This is a genomic window from Mammaliicoccus sp. F-M27, assembly GCF_022387115.1.
In the GTDB taxonomy this organism is placed as follows: Bacteria; Bacillota; Bacilli; order Staphylococcales; family Staphylococcaceae; genus Mammaliicoccus; species Mammaliicoccus vitulinus.
In genome coordinates this window covers 90,667-107,568 of sequence record NZ_JAJNIE010000007.1, presented here as the reverse complement: position 1 = coordinate 107,568, position 16,902 = coordinate 90,667, and the positions used below count along the sequence as shown (strand labels likewise).

The 16,902-nt window shown below is 33.1% G+C and carries 15 protein-coding genes; 4 read left to right on the top strand and 11 right to left on the bottom strand.

Annotation, left to right across the window (positions count from 1 at the left end; all coding sequences use genetic code 11):
* Window positions 1–224 precede the first annotated feature (224 nt).
* The gene (gatD, locus tag LQ598_RS08680; RefSeq protein WP_016912132.1) at window positions 225–947 is read right to left on the bottom strand and encodes a lipid II isoglutaminyl synthase subunit GatD; all 723 of its coding nucleotides are present in this window, start codon (window positions 945–947) and stop codon (window positions 225–227) included.
* Window positions 947–2,257: a lipid II isoglutaminyl synthase subunit MurT gene (gene murT, locus LQ598_RS08675; RefSeq protein ID WP_107537346.1), complete on the bottom strand. Its 1,311-nt coding sequence runs from the start codon at window positions 2,255–2,257 to the stop codon at window positions 947–949. The genes gatD and murT overlap by 1 nt, the downstream gene beginning before the upstream one ends.
* A gap of 147 nt (window positions 2,258–2,404) precedes the next feature.
* Here murT and LQ598_RS08670 point away from each other — a divergent pair, with 147 nt between their 5' ends.
* A complete protein-coding gene (locus LQ598_RS08670; protein ID WP_016912134.1) occupies window positions 2,405–2,911 on the top strand; it encodes a ferritin in 507 nt (168 codons plus the stop codon).
* Window positions 2,912–3,087: 176 nt separating this feature from the next.
* Window positions 3,088–3,642 carry a 3'-5' exonuclease gene (locus LQ598_RS08665; protein WP_107592870.1) on the top strand — a complete coding sequence of 185 codons (555 nt, stop codon included), beginning with the start codon at window positions 3,088–3,090 and terminating at the stop codon, window positions 3,640–3,642.
* Between the two features lie 44 nt (window positions 3,643–3,686).
* Here the strand turns inward: LQ598_RS08665 and LQ598_RS08660 are convergent, their stop codons facing one another.
* The 9 genes from LQ598_RS08660 to gatC all read right to left on the bottom strand — a co-directional run bounded on the left by LQ598_RS08660 (window position 3,687) and on the right by gatC (window position 12,902).
* Window positions 3,687–3,902, bottom strand: coding sequence for a hypothetical protein (locus LQ598_RS08660; protein ID WP_016912136.1), 216 nt, complete (start codon window positions 3,900–3,902; stop codon window positions 3,687–3,689).
* A gap of 118 nt (window positions 3,903–4,020) precedes the next feature.
* Window positions 4,021–5,088 carry a DNA polymerase IV gene (gene dinB, locus LQ598_RS08655; protein WP_107536983.1) on the bottom strand — a complete coding sequence of 356 codons (1,068 nt, stop codon included), beginning with the start codon at window positions 5,086–5,088 and terminating at the stop codon, window positions 4,021–4,023.
* 69 nt (window positions 5,089–5,157) lie between these two features.
* A complete protein-coding gene (locus tag LQ598_RS08650) occupies window positions 5,158–5,703 on the bottom strand; it encodes a DUF3267 domain-containing protein (RefSeq protein ID WP_107536982.1) in 546 nt (181 codons plus the stop codon).
* A gap of 98 nt (window positions 5,704–5,801) precedes the next feature.
* Window positions 5,802–6,938 (bottom strand): PQQ-dependent sugar dehydrogenase, encoded by a 1,137-nt coding sequence (locus LQ598_RS08645; protein ID WP_107536981.1) that lies wholly within the window; start codon window positions 6,936–6,938, stop codon window positions 5,802–5,804.
* A gap of 107 nt (window positions 6,939–7,045) precedes the next feature.
* The gene (gene rlmD, locus LQ598_RS08640; RefSeq protein WP_107592871.1) at window positions 7,046–8,419 is read right to left on the bottom strand and encodes a 23S rRNA (uracil(1939)-C(5))-methyltransferase RlmD; all 1,374 of its coding nucleotides are present in this window, start codon (window positions 8,417–8,419) and stop codon (window positions 7,046–7,048) included.
* A 60-nt stretch (window positions 8,420–8,479) separates the two neighbouring features.
* Window positions 8,480–9,445: a diacylglycerol kinase gene (locus tag LQ598_RS08635; RefSeq protein WP_016912141.1), complete on the bottom strand. Its 966-nt coding sequence runs from the start codon at window positions 9,443–9,445 to the stop codon at window positions 8,480–8,482.
* Between the two features lie 253 nt (window positions 9,446–9,698).
* Window positions 9,699–11,126, bottom strand: a complete 1,428-nt coding sequence (gatB, locus tag LQ598_RS08630; protein ID WP_016912142.1) for an Asp-tRNA(Asn)/Glu-tRNA(Gln) amidotransferase subunit GatB — start codon at window positions 11,124–11,126, stop codon at window positions 9,699–9,701.
* A 6-nt stretch (window positions 11,127–11,132) separates the two neighbouring features.
* Entirely contained in the window at window positions 11,133–12,599 is a 1,467-nt protein-coding gene (gene gatA / locus LQ598_RS08625; RefSeq protein ID WP_103322930.1) for an Asp-tRNA(Asn)/Glu-tRNA(Gln) amidotransferase subunit GatA, read from the bottom strand.
* A 3-nt stretch (window positions 12,600–12,602) separates the two neighbouring features.
* Window positions 12,603–12,902, bottom strand: coding sequence for an Asp-tRNA(Asn)/Glu-tRNA(Gln) amidotransferase subunit GatC (gatC, locus tag LQ598_RS08620; RefSeq protein ID WP_016912144.1), 300 nt, complete (start codon window positions 12,900–12,902; stop codon window positions 12,603–12,605).
* 166 nt (window positions 12,903–13,068) lie between these two features.
* Between gatC and putP (LQ598_RS08615) the strand changes: the two genes are divergently transcribed.
* Complete coding sequence (gene putP / locus LQ598_RS08615; protein WP_239745421.1) at window positions 13,069–14,598, top strand: sodium/proline symporter PutP; 1,530 nt, start codon at window positions 13,069–13,071, stop codon at window positions 14,596–14,598.
* A 256-nt stretch (window positions 14,599–14,854) separates the two neighbouring features.
* Window positions 14,855–16,387, top strand: coding sequence for a sodium/proline symporter PutP (putP, locus tag LQ598_RS08610; protein ID WP_107559183.1), 1,533 nt, complete (start codon window positions 14,855–14,857; stop codon window positions 16,385–16,387).
* The last annotated feature ends 515 nt before the right edge of the window (window positions 16,388–16,902 follow it).

Sequence of the window (16,902 nt, the reverse complement as noted above, 5' to 3'; positions counted from 1 at the left end):
CAAACAAGCTACATAGAAGCTCTGTATGTTGCAAGACTTATCAAACAAGCAACATAGAATGTCTGAAAGTTGCAAGACTTATCAAACAAGCTACATTCAGATCCCAATCTCAATTCAAAATAAAAAGCATATTACGCCACTGATTTTTCTCAGTAAATTGCGTAATATGCTTTTTTATAATCTTACGATTTTGCTTGTGCATGCTTGCTTTAAATACTTTAACTTTATTTCGCTTTTAACAATCTTTTTATTATAGCTTGTTTTGCCGCTTCTTCAACTGTATTATCTAATTGTTCTGGTTCGAATGCTATGCCTTTACGTATACAAGCTTGTTTCAATAAGTAATCTGTAATTTCATGATTTTTTGGCAATATTGGTCCATGTAAATATGTACCTAATAAGTTTTTATAATGTATACCTTCTCGTTTGTCTGTATCATTATTTCCATATCCATCAACAACTTTTCCAAGTGTTGGGTACTCGTGATATGTTCTTCCGCCATGGTTTTCAAAGCCTACTATTTGACCAAATGTTTCAGATTCAATTACGATATCTCCTATTAAACGCTCTTTTTTTGATTCAGTGACTATATTAAGTATATTTAAACCTTCTAACCTTGTACCATCCGGCGTTACATACTCCGAGCCTAGAAATTGATAACCTCCACAAATTGTTAATGTTGGCATACCATCTTCTATTGCATTTTTAAGTTGTGTTTTTATTTTCTTTAATTGTTCTGTAGCAAGGCTTTGTTCCCTATCACTACCGCCGCCAATAAAGAAGATATCACATTCATCTAAACTTAAGTCATCTGTTTCTGTTATATCCACTACTTCGACGTTAATATTGCGCCATTTCGCACGTTGTTTCAGGGCGATAATATTTCCAATATCTCCGTATAAATTTAATTTGTCTGGCATAAAATGATATATCTTTATAGATGACATTATGCTTCCTCCTTAAAGGCTTTATTCAATGTGCGATGCATTGGTGATAACGATGTATAATTTGGTATCGCAACCGTAAATTGAGGATAAGTCATCGATAATTCAGTTGCCTGTTCTATTGATTGTTCGATTATAACTTTTGCATCAACTTCTGCATATTTCAATCTTAAAGCTAATTCTTCAGCTCTTTGGCCTGTGCATATGATTGCTTTAATGTTTTGTCTTGATAGCTTTTCAAAGTCAGCATCATAAATCCAAGAAATATCTCTACCATCCGCACCATTATCATTTAAGCCGATTAAATAAACTTTTTCTCCATCAACTTGTTCACCAACTGATAAACTTGCATTGAGACCTGCTGGATTTTTAGCCAAGTTGATTAACGCTTCTTTTTTACTATTTTTATAATATTGCATACGTCCGTTATCTGATGTATAACTCTCAAATCCAGCTTTAATCGATTGATCATTAAGTCCTAATTCTCGTAACACTGTATACGCTGCAATAACATTAAACACATTGAAATCTCCAGCAATTTTCATATCAAAGCTTGCATCATTTAAGCCAACTTGTATAAACGGTGCTTGTTTAAAAGCAGTCACTTCATATTGAGGTGTCGCTCTATTAAATCCACATTCACAAGTGTAATGGCCGATTTGATTGTAATGAACATGACTATAATTTAGTAAACGTCCGCAATTAGGACAATATTTACTTTCAACCATCGTGCTTTGCTCGAAATCGTGAATGCCTTTTTTCATACCATAATAAACAATATCGTCACTCGCTATTTTCAATCTACTTACAAATGGATCGTCAGCATTGAGTAGCAATTTAATGCCTTTATCTTTAATGGAATTGGCAATGTTATCAACCATTGTATCAATCTCACCAAATCTGTCCATTTGATCTCTAAAGAAGTTTGTTACAACCATCATTGTAGGTGTCATTTCCTTCAATACTCTTGGAATTGAACCCTCATCAATCTCTATAATTGCAATTTTTGTATTTTTATTAGATTGAACAATAAAACTTGAAGTGATTCCCGCAGCCATATTGGCCCCTTCAGTATTATGTATAATTTCGATATTGTTCTTCTTCAATGTATAACCAATTAAATTAGATGTCGTCGTTTTACCATTCGTACCACTTATCATCACAATTTCATCTACTTCATTAGCTAATTTTCTTAAAATAAGTGGGTCTATTTTACGTGCTAATTGTCCCGGAAGATCCGTACCTTGTTTACCAACTTTTCTACTTGCATATCGAGCAAGTTTTGCTATATTTTTCGCAACATACTTCTTCATACGTTACCTCCTTGTTCTGTCACATTATTATACCACGTTCAAAAGCTTTAAAAAAAGAGTTTCACTATGTCAAATCGTTGGTTTCCATTTGTTGTTATTGTATAATAAATATGTAAATAGAATTTTATTATAGAAGGGAAGATTTTTATGTTATCTAAAAATATACTAGATGCTTTAAACAATCAATTAAATCACGAATTTTACGCAGCACATGCATATATGGCAATGGCAGCATATTGTGCAGACAAGAGTTACGATGGATTTGCAAACTTCTATATTCAACAAGCTAAAGAAGAACGTTTCCATGGCATGAAAATATATAACTATATTAATGATCGTGGTGAAAAAGCTATCTTCACATCATTAGATGCACCTAAAACTGAATTCAATTCTTTATTAGAAACATTTAAAGATGGATTAGCTCAAGAGCGAGATGTAACACGTCGCTTCTATAATTTATCCGAAATTGCTAAAAATGAAAATGACTTTGCTACAATTTCATTTTTAAACTGGTTCTTAGACGAACAAGTTGAAGAAGAATCAATGTTTGAAACACATATTGATTATTTAGAAAGAATTCAAGAAGATAACAATGCACTATTTATATATGAAAAAGAATTAAGTGCTCGTCATTTTGATGAAAGCGCAGAATAATTTTTTTGTTATAAAATATAGAATTACGATTTTCTACAGACCATCTACTAACTTATGAACTATAGTAGATGGTTTTTTTATATGACGATCTTTAATCTTCAAAGCATAATGTAATTCATCATGATTTACATTATGCTTTGAAATGATTATAATAACGGTCTAAAGGAAGTGATGACATGTCTTCATTTGTAGCACTAGATTTTGAAACAGCTAATGGTAGCCCCGAAAGTATATGTTCTGTTGGAATGGTAAAAGTAGTTAATCATCAAATTACCGAGACATTTTATACTTTAGTTAATCCAGAAGATTATTTTTCAAATATGAATATTAAAATCCATAAAATTAAGCCTTCAGACGTGACAAATTCACCTACTTTTGATGTTGTCTTTCCATATATGCTGGACTTCATTGGTGAATTACCCGTCGTTGCACATAATGCTAAATTTGATATGAATGTATTGTTTAAGTCACTCAATAAACTCAATTTAGAAATCCCTGATTTAACATACTTTTGTTCATGCATATTAGCTAGAAAAACCGTGAACAATCATAGGTATGGTCTAGCGCATATGATGACTTATTATAATATTGATTTCAAAGGCCATCACCATGCTTTAAATGATGCAAAAGCATGTGCAATTATAACTTATCGACTCTTAAAGCATTACCAAGACTTAGATTCAGTGTTAAGTATATATGGCAAAACATTATCAGATAAAAAATATGTATAAAAAAGCTGAGACAATTAAATTGTCCCAGCTTTTTTTATACACTGTTATTCTTTATGATGAAACTCTTTTTTTAAATCTCTTTTTAAGCTTGCTTTATTAACGGGTCTTTCTAGTTTTTTATCTGCCCAGAATAATAATATTGCAATTGCAACAATTCCGATTAATTTTATGACATCAAATGTGCCTGTATCTATGGAACTTTTAATAAATAATATCGTCAACAACACTGTAATTGCTATAATTGAAAATTTAAATTTCATATTAATCTCTACCTTCTTAATTATAAGTATTTTATAATACCCTTTTATATTTTAAATGAAACTCTTTCACAACCTATATTAGAATACTAAGGATAAAATTAAATATCAAGTTTAGTGTTTATATGAAATCATATATCGTTAAATTGCGGTACGTTCTTGATACTAAATTTCCGATGGATACACCGACTAGCCGGATAGACGTGTCAGCATCTTTAAGTGCATTATATAAATCATATGCTATATTGTATATTTCCACTTCATCATATACAGGTGTGTTACTACTTGTCTGTTTAGACAGAGTTTCAAAATCATGTGTTTTCAACTTAACTGTAATCGTTCTTCCTGCCAGTTCATGCTTATCTGCTCTATTTGCAACTTCCCCACTTAATTTCCGAATCGTATTTAAAATAAAATCATCATCATTTTGATCCGTTTCGAAAGTCGTTTCTCTTCCGATTGATTTTCTAATTCTCGTAGGTTTAACGGGAGATTCGTCTATCCCTCGCACTTTGTTATAAAAACTGACGCCTCTTTTTCCAAATAACTGAATGAGCTCCATTTGGTTATATTGGTGTAAATCTTTACCCGTATGAATTCCTAATTCTTTCATTTTTTCTTCTGTTACTTTACCTATACCTGCAAAATCTCCAATCGGTAATGACATCAATAAATCGTGTGCATTGTCATAATGTATGACAGTTCTTCCACTCGGTTTATTCATTCCACTCGCAAGTTTAGCTAGAAATTTATTATAAGAAATACCTGCTGATGAAGTAAGATGTGTCTTATCATAAATATCTCTTTGTATATATTGAGCAATCGTCGAAGCTGATAAATCTCTTCTAACAAGTTCTGTAACATCTAAATAAGCTTCATCAAGTGATAAAGGTTCTACAATATCTGTATAACTCTTAAATATTGCCATAATATCATTGGAAACTTCTCTATAATGATTCAACCTAGGACGTACGTAATATCCATCTGGACATAGCTGATGCGCTTGAGCCATTGGCATTGCAGAATGCACACCGAATTTTCTCGCTTCATAACTCGCTGTCGAAACAACACCTCTACCTGAAGCACGTCCACCTATTATGACGGGTTTGCCTTTTAAACTTGGATTATCCCTCACTTCTACTTGAGCAAAGAATGCATCCATATCAATATGAATGATTCGCCGTTCCATTGTATACACCTCTGCAAAAAAATAGGAAAATGGTTACCCAAATTCCTATATATTATATCAAAATTTCTATTAACTTATTGATTGAAAGTCTTTGTTGTCTGCGTACAAATTAATTCCAACATCAGTATCTTCGACGTAATTCATTTGTTTATTACTAAAAATAATTTGAGCCATATAGAAATCTCCTATACATGCTGCTCCATGAAAAGCAAATATATAAATAATAGAAGTTACTTGTAACCATAATAAAGTAACAAGTAAAACTAAGCTGATAATGATAAATGGTGCTAATAATATAATATAAAACTGTTTTCTCGTATATATAGAGTGAGGCGTTGTCGCATAAAACATACCTTTCATATAACCATATTGCACTTTTGCAGAAGGATTAAATATTTTAAAACAAATACCGTGAATCAATTCATGTATAAATACTAAAACAATTAATCCTATTATCCCGGTTACGATATTTCTTATGAACCCTTCTTCATAAATATATATAACATTCGCTATTACTTTGAAACTCATTAAGATTAATGAAAGAAATAAGACGAATTGTAATAACGCTAGCCTCTTTAATACAGATACGTTGTTAACTAAATCAATTTTAAGCATTTAATTCCCCCATGAAACTAAGTCTTAATAATCTTTACATGCTTATTATAAAATATAAATACTTTTATTACTAATTATTTCACATTTTCAGCTTTTCGTTATTTCAATTGTCTTAAAGATACTTTATACAATTTGTCATCTTTATTTGAAGGATTTCCTCTTCCATCTGAATTATTACTTATAAAATATAAAGTTTCATTTTCAATATAAACATCTCTAATTCTTCCATAATCTGTAGCAACTTTATCCATTTTGTCTTGAGCAATATCAAACTTCATAATGCCTTCTCCACGTAGTGCAGCCGAGTAGACTATACCATCATGAAAAGCTAGACCAGAAGGCGCCCAAGTATCATCAGATCCAGAAGTAAACAATGGTGTTTCCATACTAGCTTTTTCTTCATTACCTTCAATTACAGGCCAACCATAATTTTTCCCTTTAGTAATTTCATTTATTTCATCATTCGCTTGATTACCATGTTCACTTGCGTACATTTTGTCATCTTTAGTCCAAACCATACCTTGTGGGTTTCTATGACCGTAACTATAAACATAAGAATTAGAAAAAGCATTATCACTCGGTTTACTACCATCAAGATTTAACCTTAAAATCTTACCACCTAAAGATTTTTTATCTTGTGCATTTTCCTCATCAGAAGCATCACCTGTCGTAGCATATACCTTATCGTCAGGACCAATTTTCAATCTACCACCATGATGAAATTGACCACTCGGAATATCATCTAACAATACTTGCTCTTCAGTCCACGTATGATCATCTAATTTCAACTTCACAATGCGATTAAACTGACCATTGTCATTTTCATACGTATAATAAGCGTAAGCCTCATGAGAATCCTCAAAATCAGGCGCAAGCGCTAAGCCTAAAAGACCAGCCTCACTAGCGGTAGAAACATCTTCTTTCAACTTTACATCTTGTTCTGTCTTCTTACCATCTTCAACCTTCACAATTTTTCCAGGACGCTCCGTTAAATAAAATATATTTCCAGTCTTTACAATACTCCATGGTGTATCCAAACTATCTGTGACAACCTCAACACCTTTAGTTTGCTTACGATCCTGTTCTTTGTCCGAATCACGTTGTTGTTTACTATTATCATTCTGAGCCTGTTCTTTATGCTCTTCAGTTTGATTATTTGAATCCTCACTCGAATCACTACCACAAGCAGACAATAAAAAACTAAGCGATATCGCACTTACTAGCACGCTTTTCATAAACAACCCTCCTTAATTTATTTATACAGATGTATGCGATTACACACAACCATAAAGCTCAACAAGAGAAAACTACCCAGCTATTCAGATGGGTAGTTAAGCGTCAATTATTCAATTATTTTTTCTATTAAAGCGACTGTTTCAACATGTGTTGTATGTGGGAACATGTCAACTGGTGTAATTTCTTTTAATTGATAACCGCTTCTTTTTAATATTTCTACATCTCTTACTTGTGTTGCTGGATTACATGATATATAGACAATTCTCTTTGGTGACAGTTCTATTAAAGTTTCTATAAATGTTTGGTCACAGCCTTTTCTAGGTGGATCGACCATAACAACTTCTGGCTTTATGCCTTCTTTTTGCCATTTTAATATGACTTCTTCTGCTTTTCCTGCTTCCCATGTTGCATTATCAATATGATTGATTTCTGCGTTTTCTTTCGCATTTTCTATAGCTTGTTCTACGACTTCAACGCCATATACGTGTTTTGCTTGTTGTGACATGTATGAGCCTATCGTTCCTATACCACAATATGCATCTATAACCGTTTCTTCTCCATCTAATTGAGCATATTCTAATGCTTTACGATATAATTTTTCTGTTTGCACTGGATTAATTTGATAGAAAGATGTATCGGATATTTTAAATTGATATTCTGATAATTTATCTGTAATCGTATCTTCTCCAAACAATGTATGAGATGTGTTACCCATAATAACGTTTGATTTTTCTAAATTTATATTATGTTTAATGCTGACCACGTTATCAAATTCTGCTGTAATATATTCTATAATCTTGTTCTTATGGCTTAATTGTTTACTATTCGTAACAAAGATAATCATTGTTTCGCCAGTATAATACCCGCTTCTCAATATGATGTGCCTTAATTCCCCTTTATGCTTTTGCTCGTTATAAACACTTATATTAATTTGTTCTAACAATGCTTTCAGTTTAATCATAATTTGATCGTGCTTTTCATCTTGTATCATACAATGATCAATATTCACGATATCATGACTTCTCTGTCTATAGAATCCAAGCTCGATTTCACCTTCTCTATTTCTACCCACTGGTATTTGAGATTTATTTCGATATTGCCATGGATTTTCCATACCGATAGTGTCATGAATGATCGTATCTTCGAAGTTTGACTTACGCTTGAACAAGTTTACAACTTGTTCTTTTTTCATTTCTAATTGTGCTGAATAACCTAAATGTTGAAGCTGACATCCTCCACACACATTATAATATTCACATGGTGCTTCTACTCTATTTTCAGATGCTTCTTTAATCGTTATCAATTTACCGATAGCAAATTGCTTTTTTACTTTAATGACTTTAAATTTAATCGTTTCATCTTTTATTGCGTTTGGTACAAAAATCGGATAACGATCAAACTTTACGACACCGTGACCTTCATGTGTAAAATCAATAACTTGTCCTGTATATATTTCATTCTTATTTACTATACCTGCCATAATAACTCCTTCTTTCACATTAAACATAGAAAAAAGGGACAAAATAATGTCCCTATGTATTTATTCTTCTGTTTGTTCTTCGTGTAATCTTTCTCGTTCTCTTTCTACTGTCTCAATCCCATGCTCTCTCTTCACTCTTTCAAGTTTAGAGAAAACTTGAATATGCTGCTTTAAGTTTAAGAAATTAGCAGGTAATACGCCACCAAATTCTCCGTCTACATTTAGTTGAATTTGTTCAAAAGATGAAACGTTTATCGTTTTAGCTTTTGTATAATGAACTTTAGGATGATTGACATGTTCACCCCTAGAAGCAAGTGTTAAAATATGACCAAGTTCTGCAAAATTCACTTTTTCTAAAATAAGTAATGTGAAATTGCCGTCATTAATGTCAGCGTCAGGCACTAACTTTTCAAAGCCACCAATTGAATTTGTTAAGCCAATCAAGAACATCATTGCTTCACCTTGGAATACATTACCATCATATTCAATACGAATATCAGTAGCTTTAATTTGAGGTAACATTTCTATACCTTTAATGTAATAAGCTAATGGACCTACCATCGTTTTAAGCTTACTTGGTGCCTCGTAAGAAACTTCTGTAATTTTCCCACCGCCAGCAATGTTTATAAAATAACGATTGTTCATCTTACCTACATCTACAGGAACTAAATCACCTTTAATGATCGTATCTACTGCTTCCATAATACTGTTCGGTATCAGAAGCGCTCTACCAAAATCGTTAACAGTACCCATAGGAATCAATCCTAGTTTCGGACGCTTTTTAGCTTCAGCAATGCCATTAATCACTTCATTTAATGTGCCATCTCCACCAGCTGCAATGATTACATCATAATCATACTTTAAAGCTTCTCTAGCTGCTTTCGTAGCATCACCAGCACTCGTTGTCGCATGTGCACTTGTCTCATAGCCAGCTTGTTCTAATTTGATTAAAACATCAGGTAACGCCCTTTTAAATAATTCTCTTCCTGATGTTGGGTTATAAATGATTCTCGCTTTTTTCTTCATTGTGATCCCTCTTGTATTTTCTTATATCTTTATATTAAAGCATATATTAAATATAAGAAAGTAAAAAATGATGAGTGTCTTTTCGTTCTGAATATATTACGTAAAATTTTTCTTGTCATTCATCTACAAGTTGACGATATATCTTTACTCGTTTCATTATAAAAATAAACTTATTATTCTAGACATCAAAAAAACATCTCACCGCTAGAATTTATGTCTAGTGATGAGATGTTTCTATTTCTCTTTAAATTGATTATCTTTTTTCTAATTCTGATTTTAATAATTGGTTAACAACTTGTGGGTTAGCTTGTCCTTTTGAAATTTTCATAATTTGACCAACTAAGAAGCCCATTGCTTTGCCTTTACCATTTTTAAAGTCTTCTACTGATTGTGGATTGTTATCTAATGCTTCAGTAACAAAACCTAATAGTGTTGCTTCATCAGAAATTTGAACTAGACCATTGTCTTTCATAATTTGATGAGCGTCTCCACCATTTTTCGCTAATTCTGGGAATACTTTTTTAGCGATTTTACTGCTCATTGTACCGTCTTCTATTAGCTTGATCATGCCTGCTAAGTTTTCAGGTGTAAGTGCAGTATCATTAAGTTCGATTTGATTTTTGTTTAAATATTCATTAACTCCGCCCATTAACCAGTTAGAAGTTAATTTTACATCTGCACCATGTTTAATAGCTTCTTCAAAGAAATCTGACATTTCTTTAGTTAAAGTTAATACATGTGCATCATATGCAGGTAATCCTAAGTCATTTACGTAACGTTCTTTACGAACATCCGGTAAGTCAGGAATCGTTTTACGCACGCGTTCTTTCCATTCATCATCAACATATAATGGCACTAAGTCAGGCTCTGGGAAGTAACGATAATCATCTGAACCTTCTTTAATACGCATTAAAATCGTTTCTCCTGTTGATTCATTAAAACGGCGTGTTTCTTGTAAGATTTCTCCGCCTGCTAACAATACTTCTGCTTGACGTTTTTCTTCATGTTCTAAACCTTTACGCACATAATTAAATGAGTTTAAGTTTTTAAGCTCTGCTTTTGTACCGAACTCTTCTTGACCATATGGACGTAATGAGATGTTCGCGTCGCAACGCAATGAACCTTCTTCCATTTTACAGTCTGATACGCCTGTATATTGGATGATTGCGCGTAATTTTTCTAAATAAGCGTATGCTTCTTTAGGTGAACGAATATCAGGTTCTGATACGATTTCAATTAATGGCGTACCTTGACGGTTTAAATCTACTAATGAATAGCCATCTTTATGTGTTAATTTACCAGCATCTTCTTCCATGTGTAAGCGTGTAATGCCGATTCGTTTTGTTTCTCCATCTACTTCAATATCAATCCAGCCATTTTCACCGATTGGTTGGTCAAATTGAGAAATTTGATAAGCTTTTGGATTATCTGGATAGAAATAGTTTTTTCTATCGAATTTTGATTCTCTTGCAATGTCCATATTTAATGCCATTGCTGCACGCATAGCCCAGTCTACAGCAGTCTTATTAACTACTGGTAAAACACCTGGATATGCTAAGTCAATAACATTTGTATTTGTATTAGCTTCCGCACCAAAATGAGCTGGTGATGGTGAAAACATTTTTGATTCTGTTTTTAATTCGACGTGTACTTCTAAGCCGATTATTGTTTCAAAATGCATTCAGTTTCACACTCCTTGTAATGTTTTATAGTCATCATGTAAGTTAAATTGAGTTTCGTATTGATAAGCAACTTTGTATAATGTTTTTTCATCGAATGGTTTACCAACAATTTGTAAACCAATTGGACGACCATTAGATTTACCACAAGGAATTGAGATAGATGGTACACCTGCTAAGTTAACTGGAATCGTTAAAATATCATTAGCATACATTGTCAATGGGTCATCAACTTGTTCACCAATATTAAATGCAGTTGTTGGTGCTGTTGGTCCTACGATAACATCATAGTCATTAAATACTTTTTCGAAATCTTGTTTAATTAAAGTACGTACTTTTTGAGCTTTTTTGTAGTAAGCATCATAATAACCTGAGCTTAATGCAAATGTTCCTAGCATAATACGACGTTTAACTTCATCGCCAAAACCTTCTCCACGAGACTTTTTATATAATTCTTCAAGTGTATGAGCTGATTTTGAATGATAACCATAACGGATACCATCGAAACGAGCTAAGTTAGCTGAAGCTTCTGATGATGCAATAATATAATAACTTGCAACACCATATTTCGTATTTGGCAATGACACACGGTCAACAGTTGCACCTAAAGACTCAAGTGTTTTCACTGCTTCTTCAACTGAACGCTTAACATCTTCAGAAACACCTGATCCCATAAATTCTTCAGGAACAGCTATTTTTAATCCTTTAATATCTTTACCGATTTCAGATGTAAAATCTACATTATCAATTGGCGCACTTGTAGAGTCTTGAGCATCGTGTCCAGAAATTGTTTCTAAAATTAATGCGTTATCTTTAACACTACGTGTAATTGGTCCAATTTGGTCTAATGAAGAAGCAAATGCTACTAATCCAAAACGTGATACACGGCCGTATGTAGGTTTCATACCAACAACACCACAATATGATGCTGGTTGTCGTATTGAACCACCAGTGTCTGAACCTAAAGCAAATGGTACTAAACTTGCTGCTACTGCTGCAGCTGAACCACCTGATGAACCACCAGGTACAGCTTTATGATCGAATGGATTAACGGTTGTCTTAAAGTAAGAATTTTCGTTTGAACCACCCATTGCAAATTCATCCATGTTTAATTTACCAACTAAAATACCATTTTCAGCATTCAATTGTTTCATTACTGTTGATTCATAAATCGGAATAAAGCCTTCTAACATTTTACTTGCACATGTCGTTTCTACACCTTCAGTAATAATGTTATCTTTGATACCCATTGGAATACCAAATAACTTTCCTTCCATTTTATCTTCAGCTTGTAATTTGTCTTGCTCTTCAGCTTTTTTAATTGCTTCTTCTTTGTTTAAAGCTAAGAATGCTTTGACATTTATATCATCAGCTTCAATTGCTTCAAAAATATCTCTTACAATTTCAGACGGTTTAATTTCTTTATTTTTAATCATTTCTGATAAACGCTCAATTGTTTCATAACGAATTGTCATGCCCTAGTCCTCCTCATTCATAATAGCTGGAACTTTAAATTGTCCCGCTTCTTTTTCTTTAGCATTAAGCAATGCTTGTTCTTGAGGAATTCCTGATTCACTCTTATCTTCTCTTAGAACATTTTGTAAATCTAATACGTGAAATGTTGGTTCAACATTTTCAGTATCTGCTTCATCTAATTGTCCCGCAAAATTTAAGATCTTCTCTAAAGATTGTGTGAATTCATTGACTTCGTCTTGTGAAACTTCAAGTCTAGCTAAATTAGCAACATGTTCAACTTGCTCAGATGTTACCTTCGTCATGTGCGACGCCTCCTTAGTTAATCTAACATCATATAATTTTAACAAATTTTCATATAAAAATCTAAAGTTATTGAAAAATAGCTACAGGAAAGCGCATACATTGTGTATAATAAATTATCAGAAAATTTTTCTGAATTTTATGTCAATGAGTGAGAGGTGGTTTTTCATGTTTATACTTGGAAATACTTTTAAAAATGTTAAGGTCGAAACTTCTTGGGAAACATATGTCATGATTGCTGTTTATTTTGCAATTTTATTAGCAATTGGATTTTATGCTTACAAACGTTCGACAAGTACGCTTGATGAATACATGTTAGGAGGAAGAGACTTAGGCCCGCTCGTTACTGCCCTTTCAGCTGGCGCTTCAGATATGAGTGGTTGGATGATTATGGGGTTGCCTGGTTCAGTATATAGTACAGGCTTATCTGCTACTTGGATCGCTATCGGTCTGACAATTGGTGCTTGGTTAAATTACATATTAGTAGCTTCACGCTTAAGAATTTATACTGAACTTACTGATAACGCGATTACTTTACCTGATTATTTTGAAAAGCGTTTATCAGATAACACAAGAATTGTTAAAATCATTTCAGGATTAGTTATTGTCGTTTTCTTCACTTTATATACACATTCAGGAATGGTTGCTGGTGGTGTGTTATTCAATAGCGCTTTTGGTATGAATTACCATTTAGGTTTAGTACTTGCAGCGAGCATCGTTATTCTATACACATTATTTGGTGGATATCTTGCTGTTTCATTAACTGACTTCTTTCAAGGTGTCATTATGATTTTAGCTCTAGTCCTTGTACCAATTGTTGCTTTATTAAAATTAAACGGCTTAGATACATTTTCAGAGGTCGGTCAATTAAAGCCTACAAACTTAGATTGGTTCAAAGGAACAACAACTGTTGGAATCATTAGTTTACTTGCTTGGGGATTAGGTTACTTTGGACAACCACATATAATAGTACGTTTTATGTCTATAAAATCTCATAAGTTAATGCCTAAAGCTCGAAGAATTGGAATTTCGTGGATGGCAATTTCTTTAATGGGTGCTTGTGTTACAGGGCTTATAGGCATCGCATTTGTTGCGCAACCAAATGTCAAAGTAGATAATCCTGAAACGATATTCATCGTTATGAGTCAAATTCTATTTCATCCGCTTATTGCTGGATTTTTCCTAGCAGCTATTTTAGCAGCTATCATGAGTACGATTTCTTCACAACTTCTTGTAACTTCAAGTGCATTAACGCAAGATTTTTATATGTTATTAAGAGGCAAAACATTACAAGATAAAGATCACGAAAAAGAATTTGTTCTTGTAGGTCGCTTATCGGTATTAATCGTTTCATTAGTCGCTATGTATATCGCTTGGAATCCTAATGATACGATTTTAAATTTAGTTGGTAATGCATGGGCTGGATTCGGTGCAGCTTTCGGTCCGCTCGTATTGTTATCTTTGTATTGGAAACGTCTTACTAAATATGGTGCAATTGCAGCTATTATATGCGGTTCTGTCGTCGTTATTTTCTGGATACTCATGAAAAATCACGGTGGTATTTTTGAATTCTATGAAATTATTCCAGGATTTATTTCAAGTATAGTTGCAACAATTGTCGTTAGCCTATTTACTAAAGCACCTATTGGTAAAGACCTTGCAAAGTTCGATGAAATGGAAAATATACTAAAAAATTAAACTTTTTTGAAAATTTATTGATTAATATAATGAACTCTGAAAAATAGATAATCGCGATTGACGCAAACACCTATAATACGGGACATTAAGCGACCTTTCAAAAGGTTAAATTATGGCTAAATTGTGACACAATTTAATAAACATGGTAGACTGAATATACGCAAAATTTACTTTTTACCCTTTGAATAAAATTTCATTTGTGTATAATAGTCAACGTGCAACTTTAAAATTTATAAAAAAATAAAGGAGCGGGAATATGTTTATTTTAGGACAGATTGACGCTAGTGCTGGAGTTGCTTCAGGCTGGCAGACTTACTTCATGATTTTAGTCTATTTTATAGTTTTATTAGCGATTGGTTATTACGCTTATAAACAATCAACTAGTAATTTAGATGAGTACATGCTAGGTGGCCGTAGTATAGGTCCTTATGTAACAGCATTATCCGCTGGTGCATCCGATATGAGTGGTTGGATGATTATGGGACTTCCAGGTGAAGTTTACAGCATTGGATTATCAGCAACATGGCTAGCAATCGGTTTAACAGTAGGTGCATGGTTGAATTACATATTAGTAGCACCGAAATTACGTGTATATACTGAACACAATGGTAACGCAATTACAATTCCAGATTTCTTTGAAAAGCGTGTCGCAGATGATACACATGTATTAAAAATTATTTCAGGCATTATCATAGTAGTATTCTTTACGTTATATACTTCAGTTGGTATGGTTTCTGGTGGTACATTATTCGAAAGTGCTTTCGGAATAGATTACAGACTAGGCATTATATTAACTGGCGGTATAGTAGTGTTATATACATTCTTCGGAGGATATTTAGCTGTTTCACTTACAGATTTCTTCCAAGGTGTCATCATGTTAATAGCAATGGTAATGGTACCTATTGCTGCATTATTAACGTTAAATGGTTTAGACACATTTAATACAGTTGCAGAAGTTAAACCTACAAACTTAGATTTATTTAAAGGAACTTCAGCTATTAGTATTATCGGTCTAATCGCATGGGGACTAGGTTATTTTGGTCAACCACATATTATAGTAAGATTTATGTCCATTAAATCTCACAAATTATTACCTAAAGCTAGACGTTTTGGTATAGGTTGGATGGCAATTTCATTAATAGGTGCATGTTTAGTAGGTTTAACAGGTATTGCTTACATTCATGATTCAGGCCAAACAATCGACAATCCTGAAACAATATTTATTTTAATGAGTCAAGTATTGTTCCATCCTTTAGTTGGTGGGTTCTTCTTAGCAGCTATTTTAGCAGCTATTATGAGCACAATATCTTCTCAATTATTAGTAACATCAAGTGCTTTAACACAAGACTTCTACAGAATTATAACTAAAAAAAGAGGTTTTGCACCAGATAGAGATAAAGAATTTGTTATGGTAGGTAGATTTGCAGTATTAGTAGTTGCGATCGTAGCTATATTGCTAGCTTGGACGCCGAACGACACAATTCTTAACCTTGTTGGTAATGCATGGGCAGGATTTGGTGCTGCATTTGGTCCACTAGTATTAATGTCATTATATTGGAAAGGTTTAAGTAAGAATGGTGCTATTGCAGGTATGGTGACTTCATCTATCGTTGTATTATTCTGGATTATGATGAAAGATCATGGCGGCATTTTCGAACTATATGAAATCATTCCAGGTTTCTTAACGAATGTTGTTGTTACTATTGTAGTAAGTTCATTTACTAAAAAACCTTCTAAAGATGTTATTGCTAGTTTAGATCGTATGAAACAAATTTTAAAAGAAGACTAATTAAATAAAGTGCTTGGGATATAAACCCCAACTCAAAATAAATAACAACTCATTTCACTGATTTATTCAGCTAGAAATGAGTTGTTATTTTTTATAAAATATTCTAGTGAAATATTCGATTTTGTTCGTGCATGCTTGCCTAGGGGTATGGTTCGAGCCTGTAGTCTCTCACTCATACTATTCCCCCGGGCGTCAGCACTTCACAAAATCGTAAGGAATATTCATTTTTCTTATATTTTTTCGTTTGTTCTTTTAAGTACATACTAAATGTTGCAAGACTTAACAAACAAGCTACATAGAAGGTCTGAATGTTGCAAGACTTACTAAACAAGCTACATAGAACGTCCGTATGTTGCAAGACTCATCAAACAAGCAACATAGAAGCTCCGAATGTTGCAAGACTTACTAAACAAGCAACATAGAAGCTCCGAATGTTGCAAGACTTACTAAACAAGCAACATAGATGGTCCGAATGTTGCAAGACTTACTAAACAAGCAACATAGATGGTCTGTAT